General features: G+C 35.4%; 12 protein-coding genes. 4 read left to right on the top strand and 8 right to left on the bottom strand.

Features of this window, described 5'->3' with window-relative positions:
- Window positions 1-57 precede the first annotated feature (57 nt).
- Window positions 58-1,356 (top strand): DEAD/DEAH box helicase, encoded by a 1,299-nt coding sequence (locus ACWNCI_RS00425; protein WP_449386721.1) that lies wholly within the window; start codon window positions 58-60, stop codon window positions 1,354-1,356.
- A gap of 33 nt (window positions 1,357-1,389) precedes the next feature.
- Here ACWNCI_RS00425 and ACWNCI_RS00420 read toward each other — a convergent pair whose 3' ends face one another.
- From ACWNCI_RS00420 to ACWNCI_RS00390, 7 genes are all read right to left on the bottom strand, one after another.
- The gene (locus tag ACWNCI_RS00420; protein ID WP_449386720.1) at window positions 1,390-2,154 is read right to left on the bottom strand and encodes a TatD family hydrolase; all 765 of its coding nucleotides are present in this window, start codon (window positions 2,152-2,154) and stop codon (window positions 1,390-1,392) included.
- Window positions 2,155-2,158: 4 nt separating this feature from the next.
- A complete protein-coding gene (locus ACWNCI_RS00415) occupies window positions 2,159-2,686 on the bottom strand; it encodes a DUF4269 domain-containing protein (RefSeq protein WP_449386719.1) in 528 nt (175 codons plus the stop codon).
- Entirely contained in the window at window positions 2,679-3,638 is a 960-nt protein-coding gene (locus ACWNCI_RS00410; protein ID WP_449386718.1) for a GSCFA domain-containing protein, read from the bottom strand. Before ACWNCI_RS00410 ends, ACWNCI_RS00415 begins: the two co-directional genes overlap by 8 nt.
- Before the next feature lie 74 nt (window positions 3,639-3,712).
- Window positions 3,713-4,684: a polyprenyl synthetase family protein gene (locus ACWNCI_RS00405; RefSeq protein WP_042723222.1), complete on the bottom strand. Its 972-nt coding sequence runs from the start codon at window positions 4,682-4,684 to the stop codon at window positions 3,713-3,715.
- 238 nt (window positions 4,685-4,922) lie between these two features.
- Complete coding sequence (locus ACWNCI_RS00400; protein WP_449386717.1) at window positions 4,923-6,065, bottom strand: anion permease; 1,143 nt, start codon at window positions 6,063-6,065, stop codon at window positions 4,923-4,925.
- Window positions 6,066-6,085: 20 nt separating this feature from the next.
- Complete coding sequence (locus ACWNCI_RS00395) at window positions 6,086-6,724, bottom strand: DUF47 domain-containing protein (RefSeq protein ID WP_042723220.1); 639 nt, start codon at window positions 6,722-6,724, stop codon at window positions 6,086-6,088.
- Window positions 6,725-6,875: 151 nt separating this feature from the next.
- Window positions 6,876-8,570 (bottom strand): DEAD/DEAH box helicase, encoded by a 1,695-nt coding sequence (locus tag ACWNCI_RS00390; RefSeq protein WP_449386716.1) that lies wholly within the window; start codon window positions 8,568-8,570, stop codon window positions 6,876-6,878.
- 239 nt (window positions 8,571-8,809) lie between these two features.
- Here ACWNCI_RS00390 and ACWNCI_RS00385 point away from each other — a divergent pair, with 239 nt between their 5' ends.
- The 3 genes from ACWNCI_RS00385 (at window position 8,810) to ACWNCI_RS00375 (ending at window position 11,849) form a co-directional block, all read left to right on the top strand.
- Window positions 8,810-9,475 carry a DUF2461 domain-containing protein gene (locus tag ACWNCI_RS00385; RefSeq protein WP_449386715.1) on the top strand — a complete coding sequence of 222 codons (666 nt, stop codon included), beginning with the start codon at window positions 8,810-8,812 and terminating at the stop codon, window positions 9,473-9,475.
- 99 nt (window positions 9,476-9,574) lie between these two features.
- Window positions 9,575-10,369 (top strand): FkbM family methyltransferase, encoded by a 795-nt coding sequence (locus ACWNCI_RS00380; RefSeq protein WP_449386714.1) that lies wholly within the window; start codon window positions 9,575-9,577, stop codon window positions 10,367-10,369.
- A 1-nt stretch (window position 10,370) separates the two neighbouring features.
- Window positions 10,371-11,849, top strand: a complete 1,479-nt coding sequence (locus tag ACWNCI_RS00375; protein ID WP_449386713.1) for a lipopolysaccharide biosynthesis protein — start codon at window positions 10,371-10,373, stop codon at window positions 11,847-11,849.
- Here the strand turns inward: ACWNCI_RS00375 and ACWNCI_RS00370 are convergent.
- Entirely contained in the window at window positions 11,842-12,906 is a 1,065-nt protein-coding gene (locus ACWNCI_RS00370; RefSeq protein WP_449386712.1) for a hypothetical protein, read from the bottom strand. The genes ACWNCI_RS00375 and ACWNCI_RS00370 overlap by 8 nt on opposite strands.
- Window positions 12,907-12,911 lie beyond the last annotated feature (5 nt).

Raw genomic sequence — 12,911 nt, 5'->3', positions numbered from 1 at the left:
AAAATACAATTCCTTCAAGATGAAGGAATTTTTGTTGTAATTATAAAAACAATTCATTTGAATTTTACAGATTTAAACTTAATCGAGCCTATTGCAAAAGCAATTAAGGAACAAGGATATACCAACCCTACGCCCATTCAGGAAAAATCTATTCCTGAAATTACGAAAGGAAGAGATTTCCTGGGATGCGCGCAGACAGGGACTGGAAAAACGGCGGCATTTGCTATTCCTATTTTACAGAATCTTTCCAGAAATAAGCCCACTAATCATATCAAAGCTTTAATCCTGACACCTACCAGAGAACTGGCAATCCAGATTGAAGAAAATATTAAAGCCTACGGAAAATATTTACCGTTAAGACATCTCGTTATTTTCGGAGGTGTAAAGCAGGGAAATCAGGAAAATGCATTGAAAAAAGGTGTTGATATATTGGTAGCAACTCCCGGAAGATTACTGGATTTTATCTCACAGGGTATCATCAGTCTAAAAAATATTGAAATCTTCGTATTGGACGAAGCTGACAGGATGCTTGACATGGGTTTTGTGCATGATGTAAAAAGAGTTATCAAGCTATTACCTCAGAAAAGACAGACTTTATTTTTCTCGGCTACCATGCCGGCAGAGATTCAGAAACTTGCAGATTCTATTCTCAACAATCCTGTGAAGGTAGAAGTAACACCGGTTTCTTCAACTGCGGATACGATAAAGCAATCGGTTTATTTTGTGGAAAAAGACAATAAGCTGGACCTTTTGACCCATATTTTAAAGAATGATATTTCGGATTCCGTACTGGTTTTTTCAAGAACTAAACACGGCGCCGACAAGATTGCCCGAAAACTGCAGAAAGATCATATTACGACGGAAGCTATTCACGGAAATAAATCCCAGAATGCGCGTCAGAATGCTTTAAACAATTTCAAATCCGGCAAGACAAGGGTTTTGGTAGCCACTGATATTGCTGCAAGAGGAATTGATATTGATGAGCTTAAATTCGTCATTAATTTCGAGCTTTCTGACGTTTCTGAAACCTATGTTCACCGAATCGGAAGAACGGGAAGAGCCGGTGCGGAAGGAACCTCTATTTCTTTTGTGGACGGATTGGATTTATTAAATCTTAAAAATACTGAAAAGCTGATCGGAAAAAAGATCCCTGTGATTAAAGATCATCCTTTCCACACAGACAATCTTGTCGCGCAGAAAAGAGATTCTAATAACAAACCTTTTACAGCCGGAGCCGACAAACCAAGACCTCCAAGATCAAATCCTCCGAGACCCAAAAACAGGAATAATGAATCTTCATCTGCACCTGTTGGATTTAAGAAGCCTAAGAACAAAAACTTTACACGAAAAAAATAAAAGAAAGTCTTCCAAATCGGAAGACTTTTATATTTAATGATTAAAAATTTTGCTTGCATTTTCTGTCGTGATCCTGTCGATTTCTGAAAAATCTTTTCCGTAGATATTCACGAGTTTTCCGGCAACCAGATCAAGATAAGCGCTTTCATTCCTTTTTCCTCTGTGCGGAACAGGCGCGAGATATGGAGAATCTGTTTCCAGAACGATTTTATCTAAAGGAATTTCATTCAGGAACTGATCGATTTTACCATTTTTAAAGGTCACTACTCCACCGATTCCCAGGATGAAATTAAGATCAATGGCATGTTTTGCCTGTTCGAGATTCCCTGAAAAGCAGTGAAAAATTCCTCTCAGTTTTGGATGTTTTTTCCGTTCCAGCACCTCAAATGTTTCATCAAAACTTTCCCTGGTGTGGATCACAATCGGAAGATCTTTTTCTATCGCCCAGTCAATCTGCTGTTCAAAAGCTTTTACCTGGATATCAAGCGTTGTTTTATCCCAATACAGATCAATACCGATCTCACCGATTGCCGGGAATTTTCTTTCGCCGAGATAATTTTTAACAATTTCAAGCTCATTTTCCCAAGTCTCGGGTTTTACGTAACAAGGATGCAGTCCCATCATAGAGAAAATATGATCAGGGTATTCTGCTTCAAGCTGAAGCATTTTCCCATGAGATTCTGAATCAATGGCGGGAAGATAAAATTTGTCAATCCCTTTATTTAAAGCTCTTTCAATAGCTTCTTTTCTATCTTCATCAAATTCTTCTGCGTACAGATGTGTATGTGTATCAATCATTTTCTTAAAATTTTAATAGATCTTCATAAGGGTTTTTCAGTCCCAGCAACATTCCGAAAGCCGGTTCTGTTTTGATTCCTTTTTTCTTTAATTCTATTATTTTTTGTTTAAATTCTTCTCCTTTTTCCTGTAATATCCTATATTCGGCAAGCATATGACGATAAGCATTTTGCAACAATGTCGGTTTATTTTGTCCGAAAATTTCAATAGAAAATCCTTCTAACATGAAATTTAAAGTCATACATTTTTCGCCATTCAAAATGGGATATGAAACTTTGACATCTCCATCAAAAGGAATCAATTTACTGAACATCAACTCATCCAAAAAATCTTCTTCAAATCTGAGATCAACCTCACAAATAATATCAAGATCACTCTCTTCAGTATCAATTTCAATAGGAACAGTTCCGGCTAAAAGTGGAGAAAAATCTTTTAATTTCTCAAAAATCCTGTATTTCGTTAGAACTTCATAAGCTCTTTTTTGTTTCTGATTTCCTGTTTTCAGATAATTAATTGTCGTAAAATCAATCATTTTGAAAGATTTTATGCTTTACTTTTTGCCGCTGATTTTCGATTTTCTCGTTTAATTTTTCTTTAAACTCGATATATTTAGGATCTTTTTCATCGTTAGTTCTGTGTTCTAATGCTTTATTAATTTTAAAGTTTTCTTTGATAAACTCTTTGGTTGCATCAGAAAAATAAGCATTCCCGAATTTTTCAAAAATATAATTAACCGCCTGGTTATTAGGATGAATCATATCTTCTTTATAAAAACGATAATCCCTGAGATCATCCATCAAAATTTCATATACAGGAAGATAATGGCAGTTTTCAAATTGCAGAATACTTTCATGAACAGCCGTAATCAGTTTAGATTTACTTAATTGATTCTCAATCATTCCGTCTTTTGTATGGCGAACGGGTGAAACGGTAAAGAGAATCTGAACATCATCTTTACAGATATCTTTCAGGTTCAGTACGGTATTACAAATGGAATCCGTAAGTTCCTGATGGCTTAGTAATCTTTTCTCAAAGAATTTTTGCGGAATCTTGTGACAGTTGGCTACCAGCTTCTGTTTCGGAAGAAACTCGTAAATAAAGGATGTTCCGTAAGTAATGATTACCCAGTCCGTTTCCTGAAGAAAAGAATTTCCTTCTTCAATATTAGTATTAATTCGCTCTAATGTCTGATGAATGTATCGTGTATCAAAACTTGTATGATGATCCAGAGAGATAAATTCATCTTCAAAGGTGATTAATTCCTCTTCATGATAAAAATCTGCATCATGGAGCCTTTTCACAGAATTACTGATGGAAAAGGGGTTAAAAACAGTTCCAAAAGGATTATTCAAAGCCTGGAGTTGTCCCTGCCGAAAAAGATCAGACATTTCAGATGCAAAACAGGAGCCTATTGAAAATATTCTATCCTCAAGATCTATTTTTTTCTTCGATTCTTTGATATTAACTTCTGTTCTGAATTTCATTGTATAGATGATAGGTTGAAGGTCTTAGGTTGCAGGCAAAACTGCTAGCTGCAACCTAAAATCTACTACCTCTTTTAGCTTTCTCTTCGTAATAAATAATTGGCAAGTTCCGCAAACGGTTTTTTCTTTTCTTCCGGAATATCAATTTTTTGAAGATAGCTCTGGCCGATTTCATTGTGTTTTTCAATTAATCGTAATGCTTTCTCGTCTACTTTGGTTCTTCTGAATATTTTTTCTACTCCATAGACTTTATCAATATTGTCGGTTTTTTTAGAATACCAGTAATCCAGTTCTTTCCTTTCCTCTTCGGTTGCATGTTCTCTTGCCATCAGATAAAGAACCGTTTTTTTATTTTCATAAATATCTCCGGCGTGCTTTTTCCCGAATTGAGCCTGGTCTCCGAATACATCAAGATAATCATCCATAATCTGGAATGCGATTCCGATATGTTTTCCGAAATTGAAGACCGCTTTTGCGTCTTTAAAGTTCGCTTTTGCAATCAATGCGCCGATTTCAAATGATGAAGCGCTCAGGACACCGGTTTTGTAGGTAATCATTCTGATATAATCATCAAAAGTCACGTTTTCCTGAGTCTCAAAATTAATGTCATATTGTTGTCCTTCACACAACAGTAATCCCGTATGGGTAAATATCCTTACACATGCCTTGAAAATTTCAGGTTCAAGGTCTTCAAAGAATTTGTAGGCTTTCAGCATCAAGCCGTCTCCGGATAGAATACCAACGTTAATTCCGTGTAAGGTATGAATAGTGGGCTTATTTCTTCTTAACGGCGCTTCATCCATAATATCATCATGAATCAGCGTGAAGTTATGGAAAAACTCGATTGCCAAGGCAGGTTTGATCGCTTCTTTCAAATTGCCCCCGAAAAGATCACAAGCCATAAGAACCATAATCGGACGAAGACGTTTTCCGCCGTGTGAAATAATGTAATTCATCGGCTCATATAATTCTTCAGGTTTGTCTTTGAAAGTATATTTAGCAATAGCGTCCGCAACAATCTGCTGGTATCTGTCTAAAAATTCCATAAATTCTAATAGTTTAAGCAAAAATACAATTTTTCGGGGCTTTTTAAAGTAAAAATCCTCACTGTTTTATCAATAATATTAAAGAGTTTGTGTTAAATTCATTTGATTAAAATAAACAAAATTCATCTCTATCATTAGCTAATAACATACTTAAAAAAACTAAATATCAATTCAATAAAACAAAAAAACTTTGCCCAAATGAGCAAAGTTGTATTATTATTTAAATTAATTCTGAAATTTAAGATAAAAATGTTACGACAAGATATGTAATTCCTGCTACGATTGCTGAAATAGGAATGGTAAGAACCCAGGCCCAAAGAAGGCTTACCGTTATCCCCCATCTTACCGCAGAAATTCTTTTCGTAAGACCTACCCCAATAATCGAACCGGTAATTGTGTGCGTCGTTGAAACCGGAATTCCGAAGTGATCGGTGATAAATAAAGTAATCGCTCCCGCTGTTTCAGCACTTACGCCTTCTAAAGAAGTAACTTTTGTGATTTTGGTTCCCATCGTTTTGATGATCTTCCATCCACCGCTCATGGTACCTAATGCAATTGCAACAAAAGAAACCAATGGTACCCAAAGATAATGTTCCGAGAAAAATTTGAAACGATCGGCACTTGGTATGTTTAAATATACAGGATCCCGAAGCATTTCAACATGATAATAAATCAAAGCTGCACCAATGATACCCATTACTTTTTGAGCATCATTAAGACCATGCCCCAAACTGAAAAGCGCTGAAGACCCCAACTGTAATCTTTTGAATGACTTATCTGCTTTGTGAGGATTTGATCTTTTGTAGAGGTGAACAATAATCAAAGTTATAATGATTGAAATAATCATTCCTATGATCGGCGCCATGAAAATGAACAGGAAAATAGGAATTACCTTATTAAATTTCACTACGCTCTGGTGCATTACCTGATTGAAAGCTTCTTTACAAGTGTCCCAGAATCCAAGGGCAGGCTGCGCAGCTGCCACATCATGATAGTCCATCATAAAAGCATGCATCAGAGCTGCTCCTAAAAATCCTCCGATCAGTGTATGGGAAGATGACGAAGGGATCCCAAACCACCATGTCAAAAGGTTCCAGGCAATTGCTGCAATAAGACCTGAGAATATTACTTCCAGCGTAATAAAATTTTCGTTGACGGTCTTGGCAATTGTATTACCAATCTTAAAATCCTGAAAAATATAGGCAGCTAGAAAAAATGCTGCAAAATTCCAGAGCGCTGCCCAAAGTACAGCCTGGAAAGGGGTTAAAACTTTTGTAGAAACAATAGTCGCAATTGAATTGGCTGCATCATGAAAACCGTTGATATAATCAAATATTAATGCCAAGACAATAATAACTATAAGTAAAATCGGAAATTCCATTGTTTAATTATAATTATTAATTAAGCGTATTTAATCATAATGTTCTCAATCGTATTGGCAACATCTTCTGCTTTATCAGTTACGATCTCAAGATAATTAAGTACAGAAGAAACTTTAATGATATTAATGGCATCATTTGTTTCGAACAGTTCTACCATTGAATTGGAAAGAAGGTCGTCTGCAATATTTTCGATAGAATTTACTTTAATACAAGCTTCTTTTACCTGTTCCATATTTTTGAATCCTTTCAGGTTTTTCATTGCATTCTGAATTTCAAGACATGCCTTGTGGATCAGTAATGAGAAATCTGAATAAGCTTTCATCTCTGGTGATTTGTACAGGAAAATATACTTCGTGGAAGCATAAATGTAATCAGCAATATCATCTAATCCCGTTGCCAGTGTGTGAATATCTTCTCTGTCGAAAGGAGTGATGAAATTTTTCCCCAGTTCCACAAAAATCTCGTGAGTCAATTCGTCATTTTTATGCTCGAAGTCGCTCATTTTTTTCAGCATGGAATCATCATTAAGATCAAAGTCTTTGATTCCTGTATTGAAATCTTCAGACATTGCAACTAGGTTTTCAGTTACTTTTTCGAAAAGTACAAAGAAGATTTTATCTTTTGGTTGAAAAGCGTGGAAAATATTACCAATTCCCATTTTTAAGTATTTATAATTCGTGTGCAAATTTCTTAAAAAAGGACCTTACGTGAAACAATACTAGGTTAAGTTTTGTTAACATTGTGCTACAAACTGATTATCAGCTAAAAAAACCGGCGCTACGGCCGGTTTTCAGTATATTTTGAGAAGCTTAGTTTGCTACTTCGGCTCTCATTTCCTTTCCTTTAAATTTCATTGATCCGATGTTGCTCAATACATTGTCTTTAAATGATTTTTCAACTTCAAAGAATGAGAATTTCTCAAGAATTTCAATATCGCCGATTTCTGCTCTTTTTTTGCTCTTACCTGAAGTCGCTTTATTGATGATATCCAATACGTCAAGCTTCTTCAATTGATCTTTTTTACCAAGATTAAAGAAGAATCTTACCATATCTTCATTTTTTCTTCTCGGTTTACTGCTACGTTCACTTCTTTCGCTTCTTTCGCCTCTGTCACGATCTCTTCCTCTGTCTCTGTCGCGATCTCTTCTGTCCCTTCTTGAACCATCATCATCTCTGCTGGTCAGTTTCTGATCCATCAGATCATGTCTGTCTTTGTAATAAAGCGCAAGATCTTTCAGCTGGAACTGAAGTAATTTATGAGCAAGTTCCTCCTTCGTAAATGCTGACAAGTCAGGAATCAGAGAATCGTCAAATTCAAAGAAATCTTCGTGAATCTCAAAAAGACTTTCGAAAACACCTCCAACCTGAGCTTTGATAATATCTTCTCCTGTAGGAATTTTGCCTTCGTGCATTTCGATCTTCGTCACCGATTTTATCTGCTTCAGCTTTCTGCTTTCTTCAGGTTTGATCAGGGCAATGGAAATACCGTCTTTTCCGGCTCTTCCTGTTCTTCCGCTTCGGTGAACAAACACTTCCGGATCATCAGGTAAAGAATAATGAATAACGTGTGTCAGGGAATTTACATCAAGTCCTCTTGCAGCTACATCTGTCGCTACCAGGATATCAATATTCTTTAACCTGAATTTTTTCATTACCGTATCCCTCTGTGCCTGAGAAAGATCTCCGTGAAGAGCATCTGCTGCGTATCCATTTTGCATCAGGAAATCAGCAATCTCCTGGGTTTCCATTCTCGTTCTGCAGAAAATAATGGAATACTGATTCGGGTTGGAATCAATAAGACGCTTCAAGGCCTCTTTTTTCTGGCGATAACCGATTACATAATATTCATGTTTGATGTTCTTTTTAACCTCGTTAATAGAACCCACTGAAATTCTGTGCGGTTTTGTTAAATAATTTTTAGAGATCCTTTCCACTTCTTTGCTCATTGTGGCAGAGAAAAGAAAAGTCTGCTTGGTTTCAGGCGTTTCGCTGAGAATAGTTTCCAGTTCGTCCTTGAAACCCATGGAAAGCATTTCATCGGCTTCATCCAAAACCAGCCAGTGGATAGCGGAGAAATCTAATGCTTTTCTGTTGATAAGGTCGATTACTCTACCCGGAGTTCCCACGATAATCTGCGGTTTATCCTTAAGAGATCTGATTTGATCCATAATACTGCTTCCACCATAAACGGCTGTCGTTTTGATGTCTTTCATGTATTTGGAGTAGTTTTTAATGTCTTTCGTAATCTGAAGACATAATTCCCGTGTCGGACAAAGCACCAAAAGTTGGATTTTGCGACTCGTATCGTCAATCATATCCAAAATCGGAAGCGAAAATGCTGCTGTTTTGCCTGTCCCAGTCTGCGCAAGTGCGATCAAGTCGCGAATATCTGAAAGAATGAAAGGGATAGTCTGTTTTTGGATTTCTGTCGGGCTTTCGTAGCCCAGTTCGCCAATTGCCTTAAGAATATCAGGACTTAAATTGGTTTCCGTAAATAAATTCATTAAATATTTTAAAATTTTTGCAAAGATACAATTATTATTTGAATTACATTTTAACTATTATTACAGAAACAATAATTTAATATTTAAAACATATAATGCTTTTGTAGTTTCCGCAGAAAAAACGCATTATTTTTAATTTTAATTTAATAACTATTCTTTCCGCAGCTGCTCCTGATACTACAAAAAATGTTTTTCCGATTTGATCAATTTTAATTAAATTTGATTGAAAATAAAAAAATATGTCAGCAGCAATTTCTCCGAAAATTTTTGATTTCTTAAAAAAACTGACCAAAAATAACAACCGGGAATGGTTTACGGAAAATAAAAATCTTTATACGGAAGCTCAGGAAAACATCATATCATTCATGGAAGAGCTTATTAAAGAAATGTCGGAATTCGATGCTGAGCTTGGAAAAATTGATGCTAAAAAATCCTTATTCAGAATTTACCGTGACACCCGGTTTTCAAAAGACAAAACCCCTTACAAAACCAATTTCGGAGCTTCGCTGGGCATGGGAAAAGGAAGCCAGAAAGGCGGATATTACCTTCACCTGGAACCCGGGAAATCTTTTATTGCCGGGGGAATTTATATGCCGGAATCTTCTGTCCTGAAAACATTGAGAAAAGAAATTTCAGTGTATGGACAGGATTTTATTAAAATTTTAAATGATAAAGAGTTTAAAAAATATTTTCCGGAACTGGATCAGGATGACAAACTTAAAAAAGTACCACAGGGATTCGAAAAGGAAGATCCTATGGCAGAATACCTGAAACTAAAGAGTTTTATTGTTGTTTACGATCTTAAAGATGATGAAATCACAGATAAAAACGCGGCTGAAAACCTTTCAAAAATTTTCAAAGTAATGAAACCTCTGAATGATTTCCTTAACGCATCTTTTTATTAGCTTAAATTTTTAACACTGATAATCAATCGCTTACAAACACATCGTTTTAACACTTATTTAACATTTTTATGTATCTTTGTTGTTGTCAAAAGCGAAAGAATGTCTCTATACCAAAGAATTGCTGAAAATCTACAATATATCAGTCCTGGTTTTTATAAGAAAAGATTTTTTAAAAGTTTAAATAATCTTAACAAAGACAATTTCTCCGTGAGAAATGTTGAACCGGAATTGGTTTGGATCAAAGAGTTCTTGCCCAAAAACGCTGTAATTCTCGATATCGGCGCCAATGTAGGTACATTTTTGTATCAGCTGGAAAAAAAGCTTAATCATGAAAATATTTATGCTTTTGAACCCAACAAAAAATTGTACAGAAGACTGAAAAGAATTTTCCCCGCGATGAGGGTTTTTCCGTTAGCTCTTTCTGATGAAAATACGACGGCAGAATTTAAAGTCCCTGTTATCAACGGGAAAACAATTGCGTCCAGAGGAACCCTGAATACATCTTACAAGGAAAAAGGCGAAGAAAAAAGCTATACCGAAAAGGTAAAAGTAATACGACTTGATGACTGGGCTGCTATTGAAAACTTCAGCAAAATGGATTTCATCAAAATAGATGTTGAAGGCAATGAAATGAAAACACTTTATGGAGCCAGGGAAGTTATCCGCAGGTTCCTACCGGTTTTGATGGTGGAAATGGAGCAAAGACATCATGAAACCCCAATTTGGCAGGAAATATCTGAAGTAGAATCCTGGGGCTATGATGCAAAATATCTGAACAGAACCACTTTTAATCTAGAAAAACTAACGGAAGAAATACTGTTAAAAAACATAAGCGACGAAAAAAACAAAAAAGAATACATCAACAATATCATTTTCATCCCTAAAAGCCAATAAAATGAGTGTAGTAGCAAGACAAGGCTTTAAATATTCTATCATTGGCTATGTAGGTTTTCTGCTCGGTACCGTTTCCGCAATTTTTATTTTTCCGAACGATTTTGTGTTTTATGGCACACTCAGATATAGCATGCAGACCGCAGAGATGCTGGTTCCGTTTGTGGTATTTGGAATTTCTTACGCCAATGTAAAATTTTATCATAGTGTGCAGAAAGACGGAAAAAACCAGAATATGCTTTCCCTGTCATTGCTTACCATTCTGATCAATTTTCTCATTTTTTGTGGCATATTTTTTATATTACCCCACTTTTATCCTAGATTTCTGAATACAAAAGCATGGAATTTAAAAGAAATTGTCCTTCCGCTCATTTTGGTCTTATCGCTCTGCGCTATATTCAATAAATATGTATCAAACTTTAAAAGAATTGTAGTTTCCAATATTTTTGATAATCTTTTTCCTAAGATAGCCAATCTTGGCGCTTTTTGCCTTTTTTTTTATTTTGCATTTTCACAACGAGTTGCACTGGCATTTTTCTTCGGGATCTTTGCACTGATGCTCTTCGGGTACATCTATTACACGAATAAGCTGGAAAAAATCAATCTTGATTTCAGTACTGATTACTTTAAGAAGGACGGATTCTGGAAGGAATTTACCAATTACAGTTTCTTCGGCTTTTTAGGTACTTTCGGGAATTACCTGGCCATTAATAGCTTTATGATCGGCGAATACATGGGAATGGAAGAAAATGGGATCTACTCTACCTTGTATGCGTTGATTTCTTTAATCTCAATCCCACAGCTGGGCTTATTTAATATTTCAGCACCGATTATCAGCAAAAACCTGGCAGATGGTGACATGGAAGGATTGGATAAGTTTCATAAAAAAACATCGCTGACATTGTATTTTTTGGGAGCCGTTCTGTTTTCATGTATTATGATCGGATTTCCTTATCTCACGTATTTCATGCCAAAAAACGGGGTATTGCTCAGGGAATACGAACCGGTAGTCTGGATCTGGGGATCAGCAGTATTAATTGATCTTGCTACAGGATTCAACGGTAATATTATTTCACTTTCAAAGTATTATAAATTCAATATTCTGGTAATGCTTCTGCTTGCCGGATTAACCATAAGTTTGAATTTCTATTTTCTGAAAAATACAGATTTAAAGCTGATCGGTATTGCATTGTCTACAGCGATTTCACTAACGACCTACAACGTTGTGAAAATTGTTTTCAATTATATTGTATTTAAAGTCTCTCCACTCACGATTGAGATGATCTTTGTTTCGATTATCTGTACGCTGGCAATTACCGTGGCGATTGTTTTACCGAATTTCAGTAATAATTTCATCAATCTGATTTACAAACCTGCGGTTGTTCTGATTTTAATTTTCATAGGGAATTATTTTACAAAGGTTTTCCCGATTGAAGATTATGTAAACAAAAATTTTATTAAAAGTATTTTTAAATTTAAATAGAAATCAGATCACCGAGAACTTTCTGTAGCTTTTGCTGAACTGTTATTTTATTGTAATCCTTCTGAAAATCAAAGTGAAAACTTTTAAGTTCTTGAAATTGTGTGATAATATCAGACTGCTCAGGGAAAATAAATCCTAAATGAGAATGATAATTTTTTGGGAAAACAGCCGGCTTTCCGAATTTTATGGCATCACCTAAATTTCCGGTCATTTTTGTTTTTCCGTATATTTCCTTCTGACTGAAAAAAACTGTTTCCTGCTGAATCGGGCACCATAAGACATCAGCTTTCAGCATCCATTTATCAAAATCTGCCTGCGAAACTCTTTCGGAAAAATACGTAATATTTATATATTTTAAATACCTTTCGAGATCAATAATTTGCTTCAATTCATCATTCTTTGCTTTTCCTAAAAAAACAAACTCTATCAGTTTTTTCTGAAGATCTGAATTATATAATTCCTCCAGTTTTTTTATGACTGAAAATACTTTTTTATAGTCTCTCCGTTGCTGAGAAACCCCTCCCGGAATAACGATTGTCAGAAGTTTACGGTCCCGTTTTTCTGCATATTTCGTGTAAAAAAGGGGTAAAAACCTGAAACGTTCAGAACTCAGTTCATCATCCAGAACCAGAAGATTTTTCGCTTTCTGATAAGCTTTTGATGAATAAAATAAACCTTCTTTCCACCATAGTTTCAGCCGGTACATCAAATCTGCTTTGAAAATACTTTTGAATAAACTTAAGGCAGAAATATTGACGAAATTTATATTATGAACAATAACTGAAGTATTATATTTTTCAGCAATTATCCTGAATGTATTAAAATAACGATGAACAGTCCCGACAATAATAAGATCATATCTTTTTGATTTTAGCTGATCCAAAATCATTGAACTGTCAGAAATAAAAATTGACTCTCCGTTTTCAACAACCTGATTTTTAATCTTTTCCGAAAAATAATAATCCACTGAAAATGAGTCTGCACCGTTCATGATTTCCATGAAAGATTGTGCAATTTCTGCGTGAGTATCAATTTCTATGTAGGCTATTTTCTTCAAGTTTT

This window comes from Chryseobacterium lineare, assembly GCF_977014045.1.
The sequence above is the reverse complement of the archived record's forward strand: the minus strand, read 5'-3'. Positions and strand labels throughout refer to the sequence as shown.